The sequence below is a fragment of the Flavobacterium croceum DSM 17960 genome, from assembly GCF_002917885.1.
GTDB classification, from domain to species: Bacteria; Bacteroidota; Bacteroidia; order Flavobacteriales; family Flavobacteriaceae; genus Flavobacterium; species Flavobacterium croceum.
This window is the reverse complement of sequence record NZ_PQNY01000003.1, coordinates 135,020-161,973: the sequence shown is the minus strand read 5'-3', so window position 1 is coordinate 161,973 and position 26,954 is coordinate 135,020. Positions and strand designations below refer to the sequence as shown.

General features: G+C 31.4%; 20 protein-coding genes. 8 read left to right on the top strand and 12 right to left on the bottom strand.

Features of this window, described 5'->3' with window-relative positions; genetic code table 11:
• Positions 1–27 precede the first annotated feature (27 nt).
• The 5 genes from Q361_RS03260 to Q361_RS03240 all read left to right on the top strand — a co-directional run bounded on the left by Q361_RS03260 (position 28) and on the right by Q361_RS03240 (position 7,716).
• On the top strand, positions 28–2,196 hold the full coding sequence (locus Q361_RS03260) for a S9 family peptidase (protein WP_103725347.1): 2,169 nt from the start codon (positions 28–30) through the stop codon (positions 2,194–2,196).
• Between the two features lie 31 nt (positions 2,197–2,227).
• On the top strand, positions 2,228–3,931 hold the full coding sequence (locus Q361_RS03255; protein ID WP_103725286.1) for a peptide MFS transporter: 1,704 nt from the start codon (positions 2,228–2,230) through the stop codon (positions 3,929–3,931).
• Between the two features lie 53 nt (positions 3,932–3,984).
• A complete protein-coding gene (locus Q361_RS03250; protein ID WP_103725285.1) occupies positions 3,985–5,637 on the top strand; it encodes a peptide MFS transporter in 1,653 nt (550 codons plus the stop codon).
• A gap of 6 nt (positions 5,638–5,643) precedes the next feature.
• Complete coding sequence (locus tag Q361_RS03245; protein ID WP_103725284.1) at positions 5,644–7,128, top strand: peptide MFS transporter; 1,485 nt, start codon at positions 5,644–5,646, stop codon at positions 7,126–7,128.
• Positions 7,129–7,194: 66 nt separating this feature from the next.
• Positions 7,195–7,716 (top strand): thioredoxin family protein, encoded by a 522-nt coding sequence (locus Q361_RS03240; RefSeq protein ID WP_103725283.1) that lies wholly within the window; start codon positions 7,195–7,197, stop codon positions 7,714–7,716.
• A gap of 4 nt (positions 7,717–7,720) precedes the next feature.
• Here the strand turns inward: Q361_RS03240 and Q361_RS03235 are convergent, their stop codons facing one another.
• From Q361_RS03235 to surE, 5 genes are all read right to left on the bottom strand, one after another.
• A complete protein-coding gene (locus tag Q361_RS03235; protein ID WP_103725282.1) occupies positions 7,721–9,736 on the bottom strand; it encodes a ComEC/Rec2 family competence protein in 2,016 nt (671 codons plus the stop codon).
• Between the two features lie 125 nt (positions 9,737–9,861).
• Positions 9,862–10,551: a C40 family peptidase gene (locus Q361_RS03230; protein ID WP_103725281.1), complete on the bottom strand. Its 690-nt coding sequence runs from the start codon at positions 10,549–10,551 to the stop codon at positions 9,862–9,864.
• 28 nt (positions 10,552–10,579) lie between these two features.
• Positions 10,580–11,704 carry a lipid-A-disaccharide synthase gene (gene lpxB, locus Q361_RS03225; protein ID WP_103725280.1) on the bottom strand — a complete coding sequence of 375 codons (1,125 nt, stop codon included), beginning with the start codon at positions 11,702–11,704 and terminating at the stop codon, positions 10,580–10,582.
• A 2-nt stretch (positions 11,705–11,706) separates the two neighbouring features.
• Positions 11,707–11,979: a hypothetical protein gene (locus Q361_RS03220; protein WP_103725279.1), complete on the bottom strand. Its 273-nt coding sequence runs from the start codon at positions 11,977–11,979 to the stop codon at positions 11,707–11,709.
• 9 nt (positions 11,980–11,988) lie between these two features.
• Positions 11,989–12,759 carry a 5'/3'-nucleotidase SurE gene (surE, locus tag Q361_RS03215; protein WP_103725278.1) on the bottom strand — a complete coding sequence of 257 codons (771 nt, stop codon included), beginning with the start codon at positions 12,757–12,759 and terminating at the stop codon, positions 11,989–11,991.
• Between the two features lie 223 nt (positions 12,760–12,982).
• Between surE and Q361_RS03210 the strand changes: the two genes are divergently transcribed.
• A complete protein-coding gene (locus tag Q361_RS03210) occupies positions 12,983–15,235 on the top strand; it encodes a carboxy terminal-processing peptidase (RefSeq protein ID WP_103725277.1) in 2,253 nt (750 codons plus the stop codon).
• A 312-nt stretch (positions 15,236–15,547) separates the two neighbouring features.
• Here Q361_RS03210 and Q361_RS13630 read toward each other — a convergent pair whose 3' ends face one another.
• From Q361_RS13630 to purH, 7 genes are all read right to left on the bottom strand, one after another.
• Positions 15,548–16,105 (bottom strand): hypothetical protein, encoded by a 558-nt coding sequence (locus Q361_RS13630; protein WP_146046975.1) that lies wholly within the window; start codon positions 16,103–16,105, stop codon positions 15,548–15,550.
• Positions 16,106–16,256: 151 nt separating this feature from the next.
• Complete coding sequence (gene rodA, locus Q361_RS03200; protein ID WP_103725276.1) at positions 16,257–17,522, bottom strand: rod shape-determining protein RodA; 1,266 nt, start codon at positions 17,520–17,522, stop codon at positions 16,257–16,259.
• Position 17,523: 1 nt separating this feature from the next.
• Complete coding sequence (gene mrdA, locus Q361_RS03195) at positions 17,524–19,515, bottom strand: penicillin-binding protein 2 (RefSeq protein ID WP_103725275.1); 1,992 nt, start codon at positions 19,513–19,515, stop codon at positions 17,524–17,526.
• Entirely contained in the window at positions 19,512–20,018 is a 507-nt protein-coding gene (locus Q361_RS03190) for a rod shape-determining protein MreD (protein ID WP_103725274.1), read from the bottom strand. Before Q361_RS03190 ends, mrdA begins: the two co-directional genes overlap by 4 nt.
• Complete coding sequence (gene mreC / locus Q361_RS03185; RefSeq protein ID WP_103725273.1) at positions 20,011–20,844, bottom strand: rod shape-determining protein MreC; 834 nt, start codon at positions 20,842–20,844, stop codon at positions 20,011–20,013. The genes Q361_RS03190 and mreC overlap by 8 nt, the downstream gene beginning before the upstream one ends.
• A 49-nt stretch (positions 20,845–20,893) precedes the next feature.
• The gene (locus tag Q361_RS03180; protein ID WP_103725272.1) at positions 20,894–21,922 is read right to left on the bottom strand and encodes a rod shape-determining protein; all 1,029 of its coding nucleotides are present in this window, start codon (positions 21,920–21,922) and stop codon (positions 20,894–20,896) included.
• Positions 21,923–22,099: 177 nt separating this feature from the next.
• Entirely contained in the window at positions 22,100–23,626 is a 1,527-nt protein-coding gene (gene purH / locus Q361_RS03175; protein WP_103725271.1) for a bifunctional phosphoribosylaminoimidazolecarboxamide formyltransferase/IMP cyclohydrolase, read from the bottom strand.
• A gap of 239 nt (positions 23,627–23,865) precedes the next feature.
• Between purH and Q361_RS03170 the strand changes: the two genes are divergently transcribed.
• Entirely contained in the window at positions 23,866–25,122 is a 1,257-nt protein-coding gene (locus Q361_RS03170) for an ABC transporter permease (RefSeq protein ID WP_103725270.1), read from the top strand.
• A gap of 96 nt (positions 25,123–25,218) precedes the next feature.
• Positions 25,219–26,940, top strand: a complete 1,722-nt coding sequence (locus Q361_RS03165; RefSeq protein WP_103725269.1) for a T9SS type A sorting domain-containing protein — start codon at positions 25,219–25,221, stop codon at positions 26,938–26,940.
• The last annotated feature ends 14 nt before the right edge of the window (positions 26,941–26,954 follow it).

The window sequence follows — 26,954 nt, the reverse complement described above, 5'->3', positions numbered from 1 at the left end:
GAACTCCCGTTAAAAAACTATTATTTAATGAAAAGAGTTTATATTATTATATTTTGTATAATTACTTCTTTTGTAGGTGTTTGCCAACAAAAAGTTACAGTAGAACAAATATTTACAGGTGCTTTTAGACCCAAATTGATGGACGAACTACAGTCGCTTAAAAATACAAATCAATATACGGTTTTAAATAATGGAAGTTCCAAAGGTAGCCAGCAAATAGATTTGTATGATTTTGCTACGCTAAATAAAGTTGCAACCTTGCTAAGTACCGAAAATTTTAAAGAATTATCGTCTGGTATTGATAGTTATATTTTTGACAAGGCAGAAAAACAAATTTTAATAGCTAGCAATTCCAACCAAATTTTCCGTCATTCATTTACGGCCGATTATTATTTGTATAATACCGTTTCCAAAACTCTTACCAAACTTTTTGAGCAAGTACAAGAACCTACATTTTCTCCAGATGGAACTAAAGTAGCATTTGCCAAAGAAAATAATTTATTTGTTTACGATATTACCACTTCAAAAACAACTCAAATTACTACAGATGGCAAAAAAAATGCGGTAATAAATGGAATTACCGATTGGGTTTACGAAGAAGAATTTGCTTTTGTGCGTGCCTTTGAGTGGAGTACAGATAGTAAAAAAATTGGATATATAAAGTTTGACGAAAGTAATGTGCCTGAATTCTCAATGAATATTTTTCAAAAAGAGCTCTATCCAAAGGTAGAAACCTTTAAATATCCAAAGGCAGGCGAAAAAAATTCAGTGGTTTCACTTCATGTTTTTGATGTAAACACAGCACTTACCAAAACTGTAAATCTTTCAAATTACAACGATTTTTATATTGCTCGTATAAAATGGACTAATGATGCCAATATATTTAGCGCACAAGTTCTTAATAGGCATCAAGATAATTTGGATCTTTTGTTTGTAGACGCTACAACAGCGACAGCCAAAGTAGTGCTTAACGAAAAAGATAAAGCCTATGTAGAAGTTACAGACAATTTAACTTTTTTAAAAGATAATAGCTTTATTTGGACTTCCGAAAAAGATGGCTACAATCATATTTATTTATACGACAAAACAGGAAAGTTAAAAAACCAAATAACCAAAGGAGGCTGGGAGGTAACTACTTATTATGGTTTTGATGAAAAGAACAAAATGGTTTACTACCAATCTGTAGAAAGAGGTTCTATACAAAGAGATATTTATAAAATTTCTATTGATGGTAAAAATAAAACGCTACTTTCTAAAGAACTAGGAACACATGAGGCTACTTTAAGTCCTGATTTTGGTTACTTTATAGATAAATTTCAGAATGCCAAAACGGCACCTTCTTTTTTCTTAAAAAGCACTAAAGATGGCTCTCAAATTAAAGCCATATTGGATAACAAAGTACTCGAAAATAAATTAGCAAACTACAATTTACCAGCTAAAGAATTTTTTGAACTTACTACAGAAAAAGGTAATACGTTGAATGCTTGGATTATGAAACCAAAAGACTTTGATACTTCAAAAAAATACCCTGTACTAATGTATCAATACTCTGGTCCAGGTTCTCAACAAGTTGCAAACGATTGGCTAGACGCAAACGATTATTGGTTTATCATGCTTGCCCAACAAGGTTATATTACAGTTTGTGTAGACGGAAGAGGAACAGGGTATAAAGGAGCAGCTTTTAAAAAATGTACACAAAAAGAATTAGGAAAATATGAAGTAGAAGATCAAATAGATGCTGCAAAAGCAATAAGTAACTATCCGTATGTAGATAAATCGAGAATTGGTATTTTTGGTTGGTCGTTTGGCGGTTTTATGGCAAGTAATTGTATTTTAAAAGGAGCCGATGTGTTTAAAACAGCCATAGCAGTAGCCCCTGTAACCAATTGGCGTTTTTATGATAGCATTTATACAGAGCGTTATATGCAAACGCCACAAGAAAATGCTTCGGGTTACGATGATAATTCTCCTATTAATCATGTAAATAAATTAAAAGGAAACTTTTTACTCATTCATGGTACAGCCGATGATAATGTACATGTACAAAATAGTATGCAAATGATAGAAGCTTTGGTACAAGCCAATAAGCAATTTGATTGGGCTATATATCCCGATAAAAACCACGGGATTTATGGTGGCTATACGAGAATCCAACTATTTAATAAAATGACCAATTTTATAAAAGAAAAACTATAATAAATTAAATACAAACTAAAAATAAATTAAAATGAGTGATACAGTAAAAACAGGTCATCCAAAAGGACTTTGGGTATTATTTGGAACCGAAATGTGGGAACGATTCAACTTCTACGGAATGCGAGCAATTTTGACATTGTTTATGGTAAATGCCTTAATGTTGGGAGAGTCAAATGCATCAATTATTTATGGAGGTTTTCTAGCTCTTTGTTATCTAACACCGCTTTTAGGAGGTTTTATTTCTGATAAATATTTGGGAAATAGAAGTTGTATTATGCTTGGTGGAACTTTGATGGCAATTGGTCAGTTTTCATTGTTTTATAGTGCTACCATCTATGATAGTAATCTAGATTTGTCAAAAGGTATCTTTTGGTTAGGTCTTTTTGTTATTATTTTTGGAAATGGTTTCTTTAAACCAAATATTTCTTCTATGGTTGGAAGTTTATATCCACCTCAAGAAAAGACAAAATTAGATTCTGCTTTTACTATTTTTTATATGGGAATTAATATCGGTGCATTATTGAGTCAATATTTTGTACCTCTTTTTGCTGATGTAAAGATAAAAGGAGTTCAAGACCCTACAGTTTTTAAATGGGGATATTTAATGGCAGCTATTGCAATGGTTTTAGGAACATTAGTTTTTTTCTTTTTAAAAGATAAATACGTTGTTTCACCTGAAGGAGCTCCTATTGGAGCAAAACCTAATAAAGATTCTTCAAAAGGTGAAGTTGAAGAACAAGCAAAATTCTCAAGTAAATCAATAGGAATTGCAATAGTTTTATTTTTTGCTTTATTTTTTGCTTTTAGATACTTATTAGTCTCAGAAATTGGATTTAGTAATTTTGAAATTGGAACCTTAGTTAAAGGAATCATTTATCCTATAATTTATGGTGCTGGAATTTCTTTAGCTTTTTTAATTATGAGTTCAGCTGAAAGCAAAATTGAAAGAGAAAGAATTTCTGTAATTTATATCGTTTCTTTTTTCATTATTTTCTTTTGGGCGGCATTTGAACAAGCAGGTTCTTCATTAACTTTTATTGCTTCAAATCAAACAGATAGAACTTTTATTTTTGGATGGGATATGCCTGCTTCAATGGTTCAGATTTTTAATGGGCTTTTTGTAGTAATATTAGCAGTGCCTTTCAGTATCATGTGGGATATGTTAAGAGCAAAACAAAAAGAACCAATTTCACCAATGAAACAAGCTGTGGGACTATCTTTGATTGCATTAAGTTATTTTATTATAGCTCATAATGTTAAAGATTTGGGGAATAGTGGTTTGCTGGCTATAAAATGGTTGGTATTATTATATTTTATACAAACTATGGGTGAACTTTGTTTATCACCAATCGGATTATCTTTGGTTGGTAAATTAGCTCCTAAACGTTTTGCTTCATTGTTATATGGTGTTTTCTTTATTTCAAACGCAGCAGGATATGCATTAGCAGGTTCTCTTGGAGCAATTATTCCTGCTACTGGTGATAAATTTTTAAAAGCAGAAACATTAGGTGTAAATCTTCAAGATGTTTTAGATAAAAAGACAACTTTATCAGTTGAGCAAGTTGCTATGTTTAAGAAAGAACAATTACCAACAGAGTATACTTCATTTGGAGGTTTTGAAATCCATAATTTATATGAATTTTTTATGGTTTTTGTTGTTTTGTGTGGTATAGCAGCTGTTATTTTAGCCTTCCTAACGCCAAAATTGAAAAAAATGATGCACGGAGTAAACTAAATAAAAATTTATATCTTTGAAAACCTTCAGTACTTTCTGAAGGTTTTTTTGATATGAAAAATAATCATCCTAAAGGTTTGTTGTTTTTGTTTTTCACAGAAATGTGGGAACGTTTTGGTTATTATTTAATAATCGGAATTTTTGTATTGTACATGATAGACCCTTCAAGTACTGGAGGTTTGGCGTTTGCAGACCAAAAAGCAGATGATATTTTCGGAACCTATATAGCACTTACTTACCTTACACCTTTTTTAGGTGGTTTTTTAGCCGATAGAGTTTTGGGTTATTTTAAATCAATATATGTAGGAGGAACATTAATGGGTTTGGGTTATATAGGGCTAGGATTTCATAATCTTACTGTGTTTTATATATCTATGGCATTAATAATAATTGGAAATGGATTTTTTAAACCAAGTATATCGACTTTAGTAGGAAATTTGTATTCTTCCGATCAATACAAAAATCAAAAAGATGCAGGTTATAACATCTTCTATATGGGTATTAATATTGGAGCATTTATATGTAATATTATAGCTGCTTTTATGCGTAATCAATATGGTTGGAGTGCTGCTTTTATTACTGCAGGAATAGGCATGTTTTTAGGATTAATTATATTTACACTGGGAAGAAAGCATCTAGAAACCGCCAATGTAATGAAACCTGTACAAGAAGGAGATATATCATTAACGGGTATTTTGGTTAAAGTGTTTTTGCCTGCATTAATTTTTGGTATAATAGGATGGATGATTCCAAACAATATTTTTAAAAGTGATAGTACAGACGCATTTATTTTCGCGTGTATTCCCGTAATATATTTTTATGTACGATTGTATCTAAAAGCGAGCCTAGAAGACAAAAAATCTTTAGGTGCACTATTGGCAATATTTGCAGTAGGAATGCTATTTTGGGCTGTTTTTAAACAAAATGGAACAGCGCTAACTCGTTGGGCAAACTATTACACAGATAGACAAGTAACTGGAGTTGCCGAAAAATCTCTAGAAAAAATTTATTTAGTAGATCAAAAAAGTTTTGAAACACAAGAAGTTCAAAAATACGATAAACAATTCAAAGCAGAGAAAGATGCACAAGGGAATGCCATTAAAGTAGTTGGTAAAGATGTTTATTTTACAAATATTTCGCCTACAAACAGAACACAACTCGAGTCAAACAATAATAAAAAAGTATCTTTAATAAATACAGAATTGTTTCAATCAATAAATCCAGGTTGGATTATATTGCTAACACCTGTAGTAGTGTCTGTTTTTGCTTTTATGAGAAAAAGAGGAAAAGAGCCTACAACACCATCAAAAATTGTTTTAGGATTGTTTATTTCTGCTTTGTCTTGTTTGGTAATGGTTGCCGCAGTATATGCTAGTTCAAATGGAACTGTAAAAGTTTCACCTCTATGGTTGGTTGCAACCTATGGAGTCATCACTATTGGAGAGTTATGTCTTTCTCCTATGGGGCTTTCCATTGTGTCTAAACTAAGTCCTCCAAGACTTACTGCATTGATGATGGGAGGTTTCTTTTTATCTATTTCTATAGGTAACAAACTAAGCGGAGTATTGGCTAGTATGTGGTACAATTATGAAGATAAGGCTAATTTTTATTGGGTAAATTTTGCATTATTACTTTTTGCAACAAGTTTAGGATTACTAATACTTAAAAAATTAAATGCTGTAATGCGTGAAAAAGGATTAAACTAACTATATATGGAAAACCAACTAACTCTAGAACAAATTCAAAATTTTAAAGGAAAATATCCAAAACAACTTTGGTATTTATTTACAATAGAAATGTGGGAGCGCTTTTGCTTTTATGGAATGCGAGGAGTACTCACTATTTTTATGGCAGATCAATTGTTTCTTAAAGAAGATGCCGCCAATTTACAATACGGAGCTATTCAGGCATTTGTATATGCTTTTACTTTTATTGGAGGTATTTTTGCCGATAAAATTTTAGGTTTTAAAAAAGCTTTAGTTTTTGGTGGAATTATTATGATTTTGGGTAATTTACTAATTGCTTTTTCTCCAAAGGATATGTTTTATTTTGGGATAGTATTTTCTATAATTGGAACGGGTTTTTTTAAACCAAACATTTCTTCAATGGTTGGTGAACTTTACACTAGAGATGACAATCGTAGAGATGCAGGGTATAGTCTTTTTTATGCTGGAATTAATATTGGTGGTTTTTTTGGAGGACTATTATGTGTTTGGTTAGGCAAATATGTTTCTTGGCAATTATGCTTTTTGGCAGCAGCCATTGTTATGGTTTTTGGATTAGTTACCTTTTTTATTACAAAAAAATCATTAGGACCAATTGGTGATTCTCCAAAATTTAAAGATGAAAAGCCACAAAGTAATATTAAAGAAATAGCAGTTTATGTAGGAGCACTTCTATCGATGCCCTTGATATATATTATGGTAAAAAACACTAATTATACCGATTATTTTATGTATCTAATAGGTGCTGTGGCTGTTTGTTATTTTATTTATGAAGTTTGGAAACTATCTGATAACAGTGCTCAGAAAAAAATGATTGCTGCATTTACTTTTATATTTTTCTATTTTGTATTTAACTCTATTTACGAGCAAAGCGGAGGCTCACTTTCTCTATTTGCCAAAGACAATCTTACACACAATTTATTAGGATTTAATATGGATCCAAACTTTGTAAACAATAGCTCTAATACATTGTTTGTGGTTTTATTAAGCCCTATTATAGGATTACTTTGGTTAGCCTTAGCCAAAAGAAAAATAGAGCCTAATACTTTAATCAAATTTGGAATAGGTTTTTTATTTCTTTCAGCGTCATTTTATATTTTTTATTACACAAAATTCTTTGCCAATTCTAAAGGTATAACTTCGCTAAACGTTTTTACTTTTGCCTATTTTGTAACTACAATAGGAGAATTATGTTTAGGTCCAATAGGGATGTCTATAATTACTAAACTCTCGCCAAAAAAACTATTTGGCATGATGATGGGATTATGGTTTTTAGCAAGTGCATTTGGACAATGGGCGGCAGGAAAGCTAGGCGCCGAAATATCAAAATCTAATACAGGGACTACATTGTTAACTAAACTGCAATCATATACAGATGGATATTATACCCTAGCTATTTACGCTTTAATAGCAGGTATAATTTTAATTATACTTTCTCCCATAATTAAAAAATTAATGCAGGAAGTAAAATAATTAGTATCTTTCGGCATTATTTTTGAAAAAGATAAAACAAATTAAACAGTAATAAATATTTAAAAAATGAAGAAATTAGTAATACTTTTTTTACTTGTAGCAACAACTACTTTTGTTCAAGCGCAAGATGGATTAAAGTGGGAAAATAATATGAAGACAGCTATTGAGCGTTCTCAAAACGAACAAAAACCTTTATTCTTATTTTTTACCGGAAGCGATTGGTGTGGTTGGTGTATGAAACTTCAAAATGAAGTTTTTAAAACGCCAGAATTTGTAAAATGGGCTAATGAGAAAGTAGTTTTGGTAGAACTAGATTTTCCTAGAAGAACTCAGCTTGCTGCCGAAATTCAAAAGCAAAATATGGAATTGCAACAACTATTTCAAGTACGTGGCTATCCTACTGTTTGGTTTGCTAAGCCTGTTGTAAAAGATGGAAATACAACTTATGAACAATTAGGTTCTAGTGGTTATATGCCTGGAGGGCCTACCACATGGATTGAAAATGCAAATGCTTCTTTAGCCAAATTTGTTCCAGATCCAAAACCTACAAAATCATCAAAGAAAATTAAAAAGAAAGTAAAAAAATAATTACTTATTTTATAGTATAGAATCCCTTTTCGCTCGTATCGTGAAAAGGGATTTTTGCATTATAGCAGCTTTCTTTCCATCGTTTTTTATATTCAAAAAAGTTTGAACCATCGGCAACTACTACTTTCGGTTTTAATTCTTCCAAAACATATTCTAAATTAATTTTTGGAGAATTTATTAGTATTAAAACATCAGGATTTGTGTTTTTTAAATAAGCGTTATTATTTGTTATTATTGTTACTTTGGCGTTTTTATGATAGTAATAGTTTTGTAGAGATAAATACTTTATTGCTTTAATTCCATGTTCTACAGCATAAGTATTTATGATTTTTTCTGCATTTGTATGAGGTATTTTATAGCTCGAATAAACACGTAGAGTGGTTTGCTTGGGGTGTATTAACACGCTATTTTTATAAATATGCAACAACTGCATAGTTTCTCTATTTATATAGGAATATTTTTCGAAAATAGAATTGCACTGCAAAGCAAGTATACTCATTAAAAACATTTTAAAATAAATTATTTTCTTGTTTTCTATCCATACAAAAAAACATACAATCACAAAATAACAAATGAGTAATAGAGAGAAATTAAACGAAATATTCTTGAATATAAAATCTTCAAAAGAGCTTACCCATTGTATAATTGTATTGAAAATACCAATAAGGCAACTCAATAATTCAACTATAGGATTTAAAACCCAACCTATTGAAGCCATAAGTACTACAATAACACCTACAAATAGTAATAGGCTTAATAAAGGTAGTAGTACAACATTAGTCAGTAAAAATAAGCCAGGAAATTGATGAAAATAGTAGAGAGATAATGGTAAAGTGCCAATTTGAGCGGCTAATGAAACAGTTATAATATCAAAAAAATAGACGCCGATTTTGTTTTTTGGAATATATCCATTTTTGAATATAGGTTGCAACCATGCTATAAAAAATAGTGCTAAATAACTCAGTTGAAAACCCACATCAAAGAGCATGAATGGTGAAAATATGAGTATAGCAAATAACGAAGTCAGTAAAGAATAATAAATGTATACACCTCTTTTTAAATACATTGCAAAAAGTAAAAAGCTATACATAGTTGCCGAGCGTAATACCGCAGGAGAAAAATTTGCCAGTAAAGCAAAACCCCATAAAAATACCAACAGAATACAAAGTTTTATTATTTTATTACGCGGAGTATTGCTAATAAATTTTAATAAAAATTGTAAGGCAAGTAACAAAATCCCTATGTGTAACCCCGATACAGATAACATGTGTACAGCACCTGCCATTTGATAACTGTTCATTAACTCTGCATCAATATCTTGTTGCTGACCTAATAGCAAAGCCATAATTAAGGCTAAATCATTCTTGGGTATTTTAGATTCTAAAGTGTTGATTATGTTATTTCTAAAACAACCAGCATAATAAGCAAGAGAAGGTTGGTTTTTTCCAATGTAGTAATTTGAATCAGTATAGACCTGACCATAAATACCTTTATTTTTTAAATAATCGGAGTAGTTAAAACGGCTTGGAACACTATTTGGGTATTTTGTTACCAGTCTTGCATGAGCCAAAATGTGCGTACTAGGAACGAACTCTTTTGAAGATTCAATTTTAGGTACATTGAGTATTACTTTGCCCGAAGTGTTTTGATTGTCTATTCTGATTAAATGAGCTGCATAGCGCGTATATTTTTGTGTTGTTTTAAATTTTTCAATAATTACCATCTCCAAATTGGTTTTGGAATTAGTTGTAGAAAAATGTGTAAAATGCGACTTTTTAAATGTTGGATTTTGCAATTCAATAATTAAGAAAGCCAAAATAAAAGCAATAGAAAAAGTAGTAAACTCAAAAGCAATTTTACGATTAGCGTAGTAAAAATAGGCTAATAATAACAGCAAACAAAAACAGAGTATAGATAAAAAATATACAGAAAAAGAAACGTTTAAAGTATATTGAGTAATAATGCCCAATACATAAAACGCACAAATTTTAGTAAGCGGATAAGAAAGTACTTTTTTCATAAAAAAAGCACTTTTGTTTGTTTAACAATCCCAAAAAGGTATCCATGTAATTGAAAAGAAAAGATCTTTTTTGTGCTGATAATCATAGTATTTGGCTGATATATAGAAAGCCAAATATATAAATTTTATTCGATAATACGATTAACCTGAGCAAAGGTTCTATTGTAATATGCCTCTTTAGTAGAAGAAATAATAACACCTCTTTGAGTAGAAGAATGTATAAATGTAATTTCCTCATCATTAACACCTACTACCATACCAACATGATTGATGTGGTGTTTGCCATTGGTTCTAAAAAAGATTAAATCACCTGGACGTATGTCTTTTAAGTCCAAAATACGACCAATTTGTGCCATTTGTGTAGAAGTACGAGGTAAAAAAATATCAAATTTTTTATAAGTAGCATACATAAGTCCAGAGCAATCAAAACCGCTTGGACTTGTACCTCCAGTATGGTACGGTGATCCTAAATTTTGTTTGGCAAGTTTTACTAAATCTTCGCCCATAGAGCTACAATTTTCTACCTTAATAATTACATCTTGAACATTATCTTCCAAGACAATTTTATCGGTATTTTTTTTCTCTATTACTTCCAAACTTTCATTGTGTTTATCTACTTCTTTTTGTTCTTGAGCTGTGCGTTCAAAAAGAAGTGGAGCTGTTTTAGTTTGTAGTGCCGTTACTTGTTTTGGCAAGCGAGTATCGTAAATATTTTTTTTAATAGCTTCATTTTTTGACGTAATAACGCCAGATTGCTTTGCTTTGCAAGAAAACAATAAAAATCCAAGTATAAGTAGTGCTAAGTATTTTTTCAAAACAATTATTTTTACAAATATAAGTATTCTATTTTTTTTGAATGTTGTCTATAATGAGAGATGCTGTTTTTTCACTCGCACCTTTTCCGCCTAATTTTTTTTCTAAAGCATCATATTTTTTCAATAGATTTTCTCGGTATTCAGTTTGTAATAACTTACCGAGTTCAGTAATTAAATTTTCTGTATTTAATTCATTTTGAATAAGTTCTGTCACTACCAATTCGTCCATAATTAAATTGACCAAAGAAATGTATTTTAGTGTAATGATGCGTTTTGCAATTTCATACGATATTCTATTGCCTTTGTAGCAAACTACTTCTGGAACTTTAAACAAAGCGGTTTCTAGAGTAGCTGTGCCAGAAGTTACCAAAGCAGCTACGGCAACATCCAATATTTTATAGGTTTGATTGTTAATAAGTTTTACATTGGGTTTGTTGGCAATTATAGAATCATAAAATTCTTTTTCTATGCTCGGTGCTCCTGCAATTACAAAATTATAGTCAGGAAAATAATGTACTACACTAAGCATTATAGGTAGTTTTTTGGCAATTTCTTGCTTTCTACTTCCAGGTAATATGGCAATAAAAGGTTTGTTATTTTGATAGTCAAACTCTTCACAAAACTCTTGATACGTGATTTTTTTTCTATTTGAAATGGCATCAATCAATGGGTGCCCAACAAATTCTACTGGAAAATGATGCTTTTTTTCATAAAAATCTTTTTCAAAAGGAAGAATAACATACAATTTGTCAAAATCTCTTTTTATAGCTTTTATGCGGTTTTCTTTCCATGCCCAAATTTGTGGCGATATATAGTAATGGGTTTTAATTTTTTGATTTTTTACCCATTTTGCAATACGCATATTAAAGCCTGGGTAATCAATAAAAATGATAACATCGGGTTGAAAATTTACTATATCTCTTTTGCAAAATTTAATATTGTTAAAAATTGTTTTGAGGTTTAAAACCACTTCGGCAAATCCCATAAAAGCAAGTTCTTTATAATGTTTTACCAGTGTTCCGCCTACATTTTGCATCAAATCGCCTCCCCAAAATCTAATTTCTGCCTCAGCATCTTTCTTGAAAATTTCTTTCATTAAATTTGAACCATGTAAGTCTCCCGATGCTTCTCCAGCTATAATATAGTACTTCATTTTTATAATAATATAGTGGCAATTGCCAAAATAATAATCGACATAATGATGCCTCTTGCCATCATATCTTTTTTCTTATTCATTAAAAATAAAAATAATACAAGGCTAAGTATCGAACCAATAGTAATTACTTTTCCTATTAATTCAAAATGTTGTAAATACCAAAAAGCATTTTTGAGTGGTATTTTTATAAATAATACAGTGTATAATAAACTTCCTAACAAAGAAGTAAATAAACCTAGTAAAACACCAATAAAAAAATCTCTTTTATCCATATATTTTATTTAAAATTCCCAATTGTTTAATTCTTGTATTGCGTGGTAGGCTGTGAGGTCAAATTGTACAGGAACTACAGAAACATAGTTGTGAGCCAAAGCCCATTCATCTGTATCTTCGCCTTTATCCAAATTAACAAAAGCACCCGTAAGCCAATAATAATCTTTACCAAAAGGACTTGTGCGTTTATCAAATTTTTCTTGCCAAAATGCCTTTGCTTGTCTGCAAATTTTAATCCCTTTTATTTCTTTTTCATCAACATTTGGGATATTTACATTTAGCACTGTACCACTAGGTAAACCGTTTTGTAGCACTTGTTGCGCAATGGTTTTTACAAATTTTTTGCATGACTCAAAATTAGCATTCCATGAATAGTCTAACAATGAAAAACCAATAGCAGGTATGCCTTCAATACCCGCTTCTACAGCAGCACTCATCGTACCAGAATAAATAACGTTTATAGATGAGTTTGAACCATGATTGATGCCAGAAACACATAAATCAGGTTTTTTATGCAAAATTTCATTTACAGCCATTTTAACACAGTCTACAGGAGTGCCCGAGCAAGAGTATTGCAAAACTTTATCATTTTCTTTTGAAATTTGGTTCACATACAAAGTATTGTTTATCGTAATAGCATGTCCCATAGCGCTTTGTGGACTATCGGGAGCTACAACAACAACAGTTCCTATTTCTTGCATTACTTCGATAAGTGCTTTGATACCTGGAGCTGAAATTCCATCATCATTAGTAATCAATATTACAGGTTTTTTAGACATGATTTTTAAAATTTGTAACAAAAATACTTATTTTACTACTTATATAAGCGATATCTTACAGAAAAGACTAAGTTGTTGGCTTATAAAATTTTAGGTTTTTATTCTAAAATAGTACTAAAAACATACTCGATATAAGTTTCAATAATTTGGTGCATTTAACAAAAATTTATGCGATGCTCGTTGCTGTTGGCATGATTTTTTGTATAATTTAGTTAAAAAAATAATGAATACAATAATTGCATTTATGAAAAGACATTATAAAATAATTGCCACAGTAGTTGTAATGGCTATTGGTTTGTGGAGTTTTATGCCGAAGAAATTTTCGGGAACAGACCCTGAAAAAGATAAAGTTTTACTTGAAATTCTTTCGTATGTATTGGAAAAAGGGCATTACCAACCTGCAAAAATAGATGATAATTTATCCAAAAAAATATATAAAGATTATCTAGAAGCTTTAGATCCGTCTAAGCGATTCTTTTTACAATCGGATATAGATGAGTTTTCTAAATATGAGACCAAAATCGACGACGATTTAAACAATAGAACATTTACTTTTTTCAATCTTACTTACGATAGATTGTTACAACGTATGCAAGAGAGTAAAACCTATTATCAAGATGTTCTATCAAAACCTATAGATTTTAATGTAAAAGAAGAGTATAATACAAATTTTGAAAAACTTCCTTTTGCTAAGAATGTAAAAGAATTGAAAGAACGTTGGAGAAAACAAACTAAGTTTTCGGTTTTGGGTACTTTGGTAGACAAAGAGAAAATGCAGGAAGATTTATTGAAAAACGCTAGTAAAACTACCCAAGAAAGTCTAGAAGAATACAAAACTAAATTGGGTAAAAGATATACTGAAGAGTTGGGCAAAAAGTACCAACAAGATTTAGAAAAAAGAAAGTCTGAAAAACCAAAATCGTATGAAGAACTGGAAAAAGAGAGTAGAGAAAGCACTTTAAACTCTTACAACGAATATTTCAATTTTGTAAAAGATTTGGATAGAGAAGATTGGTTTTCGGTATATATTAATTCTGTAGTATCACAATTTGACCCTCATACATCTTATTTTCCGCCTACAGCCAAAGAAAAATTTGATGTAGAAATGAGCGGAAAACTTGAAGGTATTGGAGCGAGATTGCAAAAGAAAAATGATATTACCGAGATTTCCGAACTAATATCTGGAGGGCCAGCTTGGAGAGGTAAAGAATTAGAAGCGGGAGATAAAATTTTGAAAGTAGCACAAGGAAATGCAGAGCCTGTAGATGTAGTAGGTATGCGTATTGACGATGTTGTTAAAAAAATTAAAGGACCAAAAGGTACAGAAGTTCGCTTAACAGTAAAGAAAAACGATGGTACTGTACGTGTAATATCTATAATTCGTGATGAGGTAGAAATTGAAGAAACCTATGCAAAATCTACAATTACCGTGAAAGATGGAGTAAAATACGGTATTATAAATCTTCCAAAGTTTTATATAGATTTTGATAATAAAGACAGTCGTGATGCGGCCAAAGATGTGGCACAAGAAGTAGAGCGATTAAAACAAGAAGGAGTAGAAGGTATCGCTATAGATTTGAGAGATAATGGAGGAGGATCTTTAAAAACTGTAATTGATATAGCAGGTTTGTTTATAGATAAAGGACCTGTAGTACAAGTGCGTGGTGCAGATGGTCGTGCCGAAACCATGCCCGATAAAGATGAAAGAATACAATGGAATGGTCCTTTGGTAATAATGATAAATGAATTTTCAGCATCTGCATCAGAAATTTTGGCGGCAGCTATGCAAGACTATAAAAGAGGCGTTATTATAGGAAGCACGCAGTCTTACGGAAAAGGTACAGTTCAAAATATGATTGATTTAAACAACTTTGTAAGAGGTAGTAATTTTGGAGATTTAGGAGCATTAAAAGCTACTACTCAAAAATTTTATAGAATAAATGGAGGTTCTACTCAAAAAGAGGGTGTAAAAAGTGATGTTGTTATGCCCGATAAGTACGAATATTTAAAAATGGGCGAAAAAGATGTGCCTAATGCTTTGGCTTGGGATAAAATTGAACCAGCTAAGTTTACAGTTTGGTCAAATTACCAAGCTCTCGATTTGGCTATTGCAAATAGTAAGTCAAGATTATTAAACAATCAGCAACTTAAATTAATTGATGAAAACGCTAAATTTTTAGACTCAAGAGAAGATATACACTCTATTTCATTAAATGTTAATGATTATAAAGCAGAGCAAAAGAAATTAGAAGAGGCAAATAAAAAATTTAAAGCAATTACCAAATACAATAATGGTTTGTCGTTTATGCCGATTACTTATGATAAAAATCTTATGAGTAAAGATGAAACCTTGAAAGAAAAAAGAGAAGTATGGTTTGACGATTTAACTAAAGATGTATATGTAGAAGAAGCAGTAAATATTTTGAATGATATCTATAAAAACTCATCAAAAACACTAGCTCAGAAAAAAGGATAATGCTAAAATTGCATTGATAAAAAAATAAAGGTCACCTCAAACAGGTAGCCTTTATTTTTTCTTTACCTCTACAGAAACAAATACTATTTAAGAACTGCTATTAATTTGTAATTTATTAGGTTTGTAAAGTCAAGAAAAACACTTATTTGCTTTTATATAGTTTTCTATTTTGATATGAGTAATTAAAAATAAATTAATACTGTAATATACAATTTGCTTGTAATTAGTCAATAATAAAAAAAGGTTTGACTTTATTTTAAGCCAAACCCTTTCTTTATGCAGTTGAAAAATTATGTATATTACAAAAATAGACTAATTGAGTTTCTCAAGTTTTTTCTGAGATTTTGCAATGTCTTCTTCAATTTCTTTAATTTTTAATTGTTGTTTTGTGATATCTACATTTGCTTTTTCAATATCTACAGGAGACATTTTTCCTTTTGCTATACCTTTATCTAATTTTTCTCTTTTTTTATCTAAGTCTTTATGAGCTTTATCCAGTTTTTCTTTGTTTTTTTCTAAATCTTTCTGAGCGTTTTCCAATTTTTTTGCTGCTTTTTCTTTTTCTTTTTCAGCTTTTTCTCTCTGTTTTTCAGCTTTCTCTCTTTCTTTTTCGGCTTTTTGTCTTTCTTTCTCAGCTTTTTCAGCTTCTTTTTTTGCCTTTTCGGCTTCTTTTATAGCATTTTCTTGCTCTTTTGCTGCTTTTAAAGCCTCTTTTTCAGCTATCAATTTGGCTTCAAGAGCAGCTTTTTCAACTTCTAGTTGTTTCGTTTTTACCGAATCTACAACCTGTGTTGCTACTGGATTTTCTTGTGCAAAAAAGTATTGAGAACCCATTAATAATACTGTAGTAATAAGTAATTTGATTTTCATCGTCTTTAATTTTTTTATAGAGTTAATATTTTTTTTTAAAAAAGCGCAAATAAGTTTGCTTAATTTTTAGGTATAAAATTACTAATTATATACATGTAAAACAGATTTTTAATGTCTAATGTTTACTACAAATGGAGTGTGATTGTAAAAGTTACCATTCATTAATTTTATTAGCATCTAGTTTTAAAAAGATAAAAAGTAAAATAGAAAATCCCCAAAGTCCTGAACCTCCATACGAGAAAAAAGGTAGTGGAACTCCAATGGTTGGAAAAACGCCTACAACCATAGCTATGTTTACAAAAAAATGTATAAACAGTATGCCTGCAACCGAATAGCCATATATCCTACTGAATTTTGTTTTTTGCCTTTCTGCGAGATAAATTATTCTTAAAATAAGTCCTACGAATAAACATATTACCACAAATGACCCTACAAATCCCCATTCTTCACCTACAGTAGTAAAAATATAATCGGTGTGTTGCTCGGGTACAAATCCTCCTTTGGTTTGTGTTCCTTCTAAGTAGCCTTTGCCAATCCAACCACCCGAACCTATGGCAATTTCAGATTGGTCGGTATTATATCCTTCTTTTTTTAAATTAACTTCTTTACCTAATAGAATATTAAAACGATCTCGATGATGTTGTTTAAAAACATTATTAAAAACATAATTTACAGAAAAGCTAAAAGCGGTAACTGCAGCTAAAATCATAAGACTTGCTATAATATTTCTTTCGGCATTTCGGGTTCTAAAGTAAATAAATGCAAGAATTACCGTTGCTATAGCAATGACCAAAAATGGATTGTTGTATTTTAAAGTTAGAATAAAAATTGCAATAGCCAAAAAACCAGTAATGATATACCAAGCTGGGAGTCCTTCTCTAAAAAGAACAAAAAAGAAAATACTGTATATTAATGCACTACCTGGGTCTGGTTGAGGTAAAATAAGCAATACAGGAAGCCCTACAATCATTAAGGCTTGTATTTGCCTATTTACGTCTTTTAAATTGACTTGTACATCGCTCAAATATTTTGCAAGAGCGAGTGCTGTTGCTGCTTTTGCAAATTCAGAGGGTTGCAAAGTAAAGTTACCTATGGCATACCAACATCTTTGCCCAGCAATGGTTTTTCCAAATAAAAATAACCCTGCTAATGATACCAACGAAGCTATAAATATTACGGTTGAGAATTTCTCGAAAAATTTGGCTTCCATTGCCAGTACAGATAACACTAACGGAATCGTACATAAAATAAACAATAGTTGTTTACCGTAGGTTTGTGAAAAATCAAAAATAGAGGTATCGCCTTCTATATTAGATAGAGAAGAGGAGTATATATTAAACCACCCCATAATCACTAGTGCTATATAAATAATAACACTAAGCCAGTCTATATAACCAGAAACCCCTTGATTTTTCATTTTATTGAGTTGGATTACTTATAGTATCTATTGTGTTTTCTTTTCTTATGGGTTGTTTAAATTTACCATTTAGAGAATCTGTTTTGCGTTTTTCTCTTGTAATACTATCTCTAATTTTTTTACTAATTACAGAAAGACTATCTTGATGTTTTCTAGGGTATAGTTTTGCATATTGATCTTTCAAACTACCTTCCTTCATTCGTTTTTCAAAATCAAAACGAGTAATTTTCTTATTGAGGTATTTTTCAATCATTAATGTAGCAATAGGACCAGCCCATCTTTTACCCCAATATCCATTTTCTACAAAAACAGCAATCGCAATTTTTGGATTTTCTCTAGGTGCAAAAGCGACAAATATAGAGTGATCTTGAAGCTTTACTCTTTTGCCATTTATTTTTGCAAAATTTTCTGCAGTTCCTGTTTTACCACAAATTTCTATGCCAGCAACTCCTAGTCCTGCAGCTGTACCGCTAGGTTGCTTGTAAACATCGGCCATGCCGCTTATAATCGGGTTAAAGTATCGTGGCTCTATTGTGGTAATATGTTTTTTCCGGAATTTTTCATTAATTGCATCACCTTTAATTTTTTTAATAATGTGAGGCGTATAGTAGTAACCTTTATTGGCAACAGTAGCCATAAAATTGGCAAGCTGAATGGGTGTCATTAATACTTCTCCTTGTCCAATTGCGTTAGATACAATTGTTGTACTTCTCCAGCCGCCGTTTGGATAGACTCTTTTGTATGTTTTTGATGTAGGAATATTGCCTCGTCTTCCGGTAGGTAAATCGTAACCCATAAAGTCTCCAAGACCAAAACTTTTTAAATGAGAAGCCCAAACATCTACTCCTTTTGCAGGATCTTTATATTTGTTTATGGTTCTCATATAAGATTGTGAGAAAAAAGTATTGCACGACTGGTAAATGGCTCTATGTAGTTGTTGAGAACCACCTCCGCAGTGACATTTCATAAACCGACCTCTACCGTAACTAAATCCGTGATGGCATGAAAAACGCGTACTATCTGAAATAACACCTTCTTGTAGCGCTACCAAACCTGTTAAAATTTTAAATGGTGAACCTGGAGGATATTCTGCTAGTAAACCTCTATCGTACATAGGTTTGGCTATTTTGTCTTCATTGATAAGGTTGTAGTTTTTCGAACGTTGTCTACCAACTAATAGCGCTGGATCGTAGCTTGGTGCAGATACCAACGATAATATTTCACCTGTTTTTGGTTCTATAGCAACAATACCGCCCCATTTATTTACCATAAGTTCTTCGCCATATTTTTGTAATTCGGAGTCTATGGTGAGCGTAATGTCTTTTCCTTGCTTGGCAATGGTGTCAAATTTTCCGTCTTTGTAAGGGCCTATTTCTCGATTAAATTTATCTCGAAGTAAATACTTAACTCCTTTTTGTCCTCTTAATACTTCTTCATAACTTTGTTCAATACCCTGCATTCCAATCAAATCACCACTGTTGTAGTAATGATTTTTTTTGATAATATTTTCATTAACTTGTGTGATATAACCAAAGATATTAGCGCCAAAGTCTACTTGATAATCTCGTAAGGCTCTTTTTTGTATATAAAAACCAGGAAATTTTCTAATTTTTTCTTGAAAGGCAGCAAACTCTAATTTGTTCAATTGAGGCAAAAACACAGATGGGAGCATAGGGCTGTAAACTTTTGCCTTGTGCATTCTTTTTAAGAAAAAATCTTTATCAATATCTAGTAGATTACAAAACTCAGTGGTATCTATATTTTTTACATCTCGAGGCACCACCATAATATCGTAAGAGGGTTGATTGGCAATCAGTAACTTACCATTTCTGTCGTATACATATCCTCTTTCTGGGTAATCGTATTTTATTTTAATAGCATTGTTTACTGATTTAACCATGTTTGTGTCATCTATTATCTGTAAATAGAATATACGAACAAGTAATAAAACAGCACTTGCAATAACTAATGTAGGCAATAAAACTTTTCTCATCGTCTACTTGGTTTTATCAGATAAATGATAAGGATACATAAAATTAACGTAAAGATACTACTCACTATTGTTCTTAGTATAATGCCTAGTAGGTATTCTGAAGTGAATATTTCAAGAACAAACATACATAAATGATGTATGAGCACCGATATGGCTATAAATGAAAAACGTTCTGGAGATAAATTATCGTTAATTCTTACAGTTTGGTATTCATAACTTAATCCAAAAGAAAATCGAAATAATGAGGGTCTTATGTAAGCAAGTAATGTACAAGCGACAGTGTGTATTCCTCCAGAATTTAAAAATGTATCCATTATGATGCCTAATAAAAAAGCACTTAATAAAAGAGCATATTTGTTTCCATTTACTGGAAATAGAAGAATAAATAATAGGTATGGGTACGGGTTTATAAAGCGTAAAAAGTCAATGTTATTAAAAATGATAATTTGCACGAAAAGCAACAACACAAATCGTAAAATATTTAATAATGCAGTACTACTCATGTTTTTCTTTTTTAGATTGTTTTTCTAAATTTCGTAGTTCATCTGCATCTTTATTATTTATGACGTATACATGCCCCAAGCTCGTCATGTCGTTAAACAATTTTACTTGTATGGTAAATGATGTGGTTTCATTATCAATATATACTTTATCTACGGTACCAATGTTTATGTTTTCTGGAAAAATAGTGTTTTCACCATAGGTTACAATAGTATCACCTTTTCTTACAGTTGCTAGCCTAGGTAAATCATATAACTGAACATAACCTGTGTTTTTTCCGTTCCATGTAAGAGTGCCAAAATGATTATTCTTTTTTAGTTTGGCTGTAATTTTTGACGAAGTATTTAAAATACTCACTACCGTAGCGTAGTTGCTAGAGGTTTGGTCTATAATGCCTACAATACCTAAACTATTTATTACGCCCATATACGGTTTAACGCCTTGGTTACTGCCCGAATTTATAGTAAGTATATTTTCTTGATTGCTGTAGGAGTTTTTAATTACTTTAGAAATAATCAAGTCGGTTTTTTTAACACCTTTTATGCTGTCGTTCAAGACAATTTTTGCAGTATCTTTTTGATTAAAAAGTAAACTCTTTAATCGTGCATTTTCTTTGGCGAGTTCTTCATTTTGGGTTTGTAAACTAAAATAATCACTCACACGATTCATTTGGCTGTAAACACCACCGCTTACAAAGTTTGCAGAACTTATTACTTTGCTCTTGTGGTATGAGTGTGACTGTATAGTAAGCGTGATTGCTATACCCATAAGCAACAAAAACAGCATACGGTAGCTGTTTTTTATTAAAAATAAAAATATTTGTTGCATGAACTAAAGGGTTGTACTAGTTTAACCTAAATTTTAATCTATTCCAAATTTATTTTATCAATATCCCTTTAAATTTTGGGATATTTTTTAGTGTCATACCCGTTCCCCTTACGACTGCTTTTAATGGGTCTTCGGCTATATATACGGGTAAATCTGTTTTTTGAGAAATTCTTTTGTCCAATCCTCTTAACATTGAACCTCCTCCAGCAAGATAAATACCTGTATTGTATATATCTGCAGCCAGTTCAGGTGGTGTTTGAGATAAGGTTTCCATAATAGCGTCTTCAATACGTTGTATTGATTTGTCTAAGGCTTTGGCAATTTCTCTAAAAGAAACCTCTACTTGCTTTGGTTTTCCTGTAAGTAAATCTCTACCTTGTACAGACATATCGTCTGGCGGAGAATCTAAAGAATCTATAGCGGCTCCTACTTGAATTTTAATTTTCTCAGCAGTTGTATCACCTACAAATAAATTGTGTTGAGTTCTCATGTAATAGATGATGTCATTGGTAAATACATCTCCAGCAATTTTTACCGATTTATCACATACAATACCTCCAAGGGCAATTACTGCAATTTCTGTAGTACCACCACCTATATCTACAATCATGTTTCCTTTTGGTTGCATAATATCAATGCCGATACCAATAGCAGCGGCCATAGGTTCGTGTATTAAATATACTTCTTTACCATTTACACGTTCACACGATTCTTTTACAGCACGCATTTCTACCTCTGTAATCCCAGAAGGAATACATACTACCATTCTTAAAGCAGGGGTAAAAAGTTTCTTTTTTAATGCAGGTATGCTTTTAATAAACATATTTATCATTTGTTCCGAAGCATCAAAATCTGCAATAACACCATCTTTTAACGGGCGTATGGTTTTAATATTTTCATGAGTTTTACCTTGCATTAAATTGGCTTCGGCACCTACAGCAATTATTTTTCCTGTAATTCTATCGCGAGCTACTATAGATGGAGAATCTATAACCACCTTGTCATTGTGTATGATTAGTGTATTTGCGGTTCCAAGGTCTATGGCAATATCCTCGGTCATGAAATCAAAAAATCCCATAGTTGTATAAAGGGTGTTTAGTTTAGTCTAAGTTTTATTCAGCCTACAAAAATAATAAAATAACTATACCAATATAGGTTTTTTTGTGAATTTATTTAAGAAATAAAAAAACTTTGATATTCAATATATAGCACTGAATATCAAAGTTTTAATTTGCGAATTAACTCTTGGTTTTATTTAGTGTTTAAAATGTCTAGTTCCTGTAAAGAACATAGCTATATTGTTGTGGTTACAATACGCAATGCTTAATTCGTCTTTTATAGAACCTCCAGGTTGTATTACTGCTGTAATTCCTGCATTGTGAGCAATTTCTACACAATCAGGAAAAGGAAAAAAAGCATCGCTAGCCATTACCGCATTTTTTAAATTAAACCCAAAAGAATGTGCTTTTTCTATAGCTTGTTTTAAGGCATCTACTCGCGAGGTTTGCCCTGTTCCAGAAGCGATAAGTTGGTTGTTTTTTGCTAAAACAATGGTATTCGACTTGGTGTTTTTACATATTTTTGAAGCAAACAATAAATCGTCAATTTCTGTTTGTGTAGCTGTTTTTTTGGTGACTAATTTTAAGTTTTCTTGCGTGTCAGTTACGCTATTTCTATCTTGTACCAACACACCATTTAGGCAAGTTCTCACTTGTTGTTGAGGTAACTGCACATCATGCAATGTTAAAATAATTCTATTCTTTTTTTCTTTAAGTATTTCAAGGGCTTCGTCTGTAAAAGCAGGAGCAATGACTACTTCGCAAAATAAATGGTTTATTTCTTGAGCCGTTTCTACATCGATTGCATTATTAGCAATCAATATACCACCAAATGCCGAAGTAGGATCGCCAGCAAGCGCATCGAGATAGGCTTGTTTCATCGTGTTTCTGGTGGCTAGACCACACGCATTGTTGTGTTTTAAAATGGCAAACGTAGGTAGATTTTCTTTAAATTCTAAAATCAAATTTACTGCTGCATCAATATCTAATAAGTTGTTGTACGACAATTCTTTACCATGCAATTGTGTAAATATTTTTTCAAAATCTCCAAAGAAAAATCCTTTTTGGTGCGGATTCTCGCCATATCGTAGTGTTTTTCCATTTGAAAAACTTTGCTTAAACACAGTTTCATTTTCATTAAAATAATTAAAAATAGCAGTGTCGTAGTGCGATGATACCTGAAAAGCTTTGGCAGCCAATACTTTTCTTTGTTCTAGCGTAGTGCCACCGTTATTTTCGAGATAGTATTTCAAAAACAAGTCATATTCTGCCACCGAAGGCACAATAACAGTATCTTCAAAGTTTTTTGCCGCTGCACGTAGTAGAGAAATTCCTCCAATATCTATTTTTTCAACAATATCTTGCTCGCTTGCACCAGAAGCAACTGTTTTTTCAAACGGGTATAAATCAACAATAACCAAATCTATTTGCGGAATATTGTGTTGTTGCATTTCTATGCCGTCTTGATGATTGTTTTGACGATTTAATATACCTCCAAAAATTTTAGGATGTAATGTTTTTACTCTTCCGCCCAATATTTCAGGAAAATCAGTAATATGTTCTACTGCAACTACAGGAATTCCTAAGTTTTTAATAAAAGTTTCAGTGCCACCTGTAGAATAAATAGTTACGCCATTAGCGTGAAGAGCTTTTACAATTGGCTCAAGCCCATCTTTATAAAATACAGATACTAAAGCCGAATGAATGCTTTTTAAAGTTGTCATAAATGTTGTGTTGTTGTTTGTGGCGCAAAAATAGTTTTTTTACAAAATTAAATAGACTGTTTTTATATTTTTTATAAACAAAAACGCTAGTGCTTGTTTGTAATCTATATTCCTGCTTTCGCCCATAGTCTCCGCTACGCTACGAGCTATTTGGCTCTATCAGGGTTAGATAAAAAACTACCGCATTTTTGTAACATTTTGTTCACAATAGCTACCAATAGAGAACTTGTATATAGCTTATGATAGTTTACATCCGTTTATTAAAAGAAAGTTTTGGCTTTGCAATGAATGCCTTACGCAATAATAAATTGCGCACATTTTTGTCGCTTTTAGGAGTAACTATTGGTATATTTTCAATTATTGCAGTGCTTGCAGCTGTAGATTCACTCGATCGTAAAATAAAAAAAGACTTAAGTAGCCTAGATAGCAAAACCATTTTTATCTTCAAATACCCATTTGGCCCATCAAATGTTCCTCGATGGAAAATAGAACAATTTCCAGAAATGAATTATGAAGAATATCTTTATTTAAAAAACAATTGTACCAAAACAGGTACTCTAAGCTATCAATATTTTACGAACAATCAAAATATTAAAAACGAGAGTGTTACAGCAAGTTCGGTAAGCATTAGACCATGTACTTTTGAATACGCTGATATTGATTTACTTGAATTAGGTGAAGGTAGGTTTTTTAACGAAAGCGAATCAAATACAGGTAGAAATTGTATTGTTTTGGGTTACGACATTGCCGATGCTTTGTTTTCTGGTAGTAATGCAATGAATAAAGAAGTTCGTTTATACGGACAAAGATTTACAGTAATAGGAGTGTTAAAAAAAGTAGGCGAGCGTATGGTGAGTATTGGCCCAAATCCCGATAATTCGGCCTATATTCCTCTTAATAAAGTTCGAGCCATGTATGGAGATAGTAATGATGCTTTTACACCAATTATCGTAGCAAAACCCATTGTTGGCGCAACTCTAGAAGACGCTCAAGACGAGATAACACAAAAACTCCGACTCAAGCGAGGGTTAAAATCGAGTGACGACAACAATTTTTTTGTTAATTTACTTAAAGGAGCCGCAGACCAAATAGAATCTATTATTTCTAGCTTAAACCTTATGGGGTGGATTATTGCCTTGTTTTCGTTACTTGTAGGCGGTTTTGGTATTGCCAATATTATGTTTGTTTCTGTAAAAGAGCGTACAAATCAAATAGGAATTCAAAAATCATTAGGAGCCAAAAGAAAATTTATTTTATTTCAGTTTTTGTTTGAAGCTGTTATACTATGTTTGTTTGGAGGTTTGGTAGGAATATTTTTGGTTTGGATTATTGCCGTAATACTTTCGGCAGCATTAGATTTTGAGTTTGTACTTAGTTTTGGCAAAATATTGTTAGGTTCTGGTTTAGCCATATTTATTGGTTTGTTGGCGGGTATTATTCCAGCCTATTCAGCCGCCAAACTCGACCCAGTAGAAGCTATTCGAAGTGGCATGTAATACTTTACAAAAAAACAGATGTTTTATTTTGTGTTCATTTTAATCAAATTTGAAATTTAAAAATAATATCTTGCATTTTATTTTATAAATATAATTATGACAAGGGCATTATTTTTTATTGTTATTTTGTTTTTTTTCTCAAAAAATTACTCCCAAAATAAAGAAGTAGACTTTTCGTTTAAAACTAAATTACCAGATACCTCAAGTGTAAAAATAGTATTTAAATCTATCAATGGTTTAAAAACATTTCAAAGTAAATTGCCTTATCCTATAGTATTTATACATGGTCTTAATTCTAGTTCCGAAACATGGAATGTTACTACAAATTATTTTGACACTCAATATATGTTCACATTTGGTGGTAGATTTGATTTTTGCTTAAATGCAGATGGTAATAATACGACTACCAACAAGAACTTTTATCCCGTTTCAAATGCAGATATTATAGCATTTGAAAGTTCTGTTCAAAATGGAGATTATTATTACATAAATTTTAACGTAAACCCTAGTGGAACTTTGGGTACTACAGTTTTAAGTAATCAATCGGCTATTGCTAAGCAAGGAGCTGCTATTAAAGTAGCGATACAACGCATAATGGAAATAACGGGTAAAAATAAAGTTGTTTTAGTAGGGCATAGTATGGGAGGCTTAGCTTCTAGAGAGTATATTCAAAATTCCTACAATTGGCAAACAGATAATTACCACCATGTAGCAAAATTACTTTGCGTAGGTACCCCAAATGGAGGTAGTAATGCAAGTGATAGTTCTTTGGCATATTTTACAGGAACTGATTTACAATCGGAAGCTATAAGAGACTTAAAATCTACATATTATTATAGTGGAGAGCCAGGTAGATTTTTATTTGGAGGAATAGAAGTCCAAAATAATACCAATATGAATGACAATTCTTATACCCCTCATTTTTATAATGTTGATATTAATTGTAATGGAATATTAGGTGAAACTATTGTTGGTTTAAATCAAAAACCTATCGACAATTTTATAGATTATTCGTGTGTAATAGGTAGAATTACAAACTTTTCAGGTACTAATATCACTACAGATGGAATTGTAGCAGAACCTTCATCAAATCTTAATTATTATTATCCGTTATTAACTTATCCTGCAAAATTGTTTTATTACAATTCTGGCTATGATTTAATTGAAAACCATACAGAGCTTACTAGCTATTATTATCAAATTATGCAGGGGTTAGATGAACCTAATGTAAAAGAGTTAGCTTATACTGTTGATACTAATAAATTATATTTTGGATTTACAACCGTTCAAAATCTAGTAGCGGCAGATAACGATTTTTATAAGTTTTCAATTACTAATTCTGTAAATGCTAATGTGTCAATTACTAATATAACAACATCAACAATGAGTGCTTCTATACTAGACGAATCGGGAGCTTTAATTGGTACAGTACAGAACAGTATAGGAGGTAGCCTAAATTTTTCAAGAGCACTTTTAGCAGGTAATTATTTTTTAAAGATTACTAGTGAAAATCCAACGAATACAAACTATCAAACACCTTATCAATTTACTATTTCAAGTACTTTAAATACAGATTTTGAAAATATAGAGCCTATCGTATTTTATCCAAACCCTGTAAAAGATATACTTTATTTTGATAATATTAATTTCACTTCTGCCACAATTTTTAATCATTTAGGGCAAATTATTTTAGATAAAATTCTTGATAAAGATTTAAATAATAGTTTGAATTTAAGTGAATTAGAGTTGGGTAACTATATACTGGTTTTAAAAAATGCTTCACAAGAAAGAAAAATAATAAAATTTGTTAAAGAATAGGTACAAAAAAACTG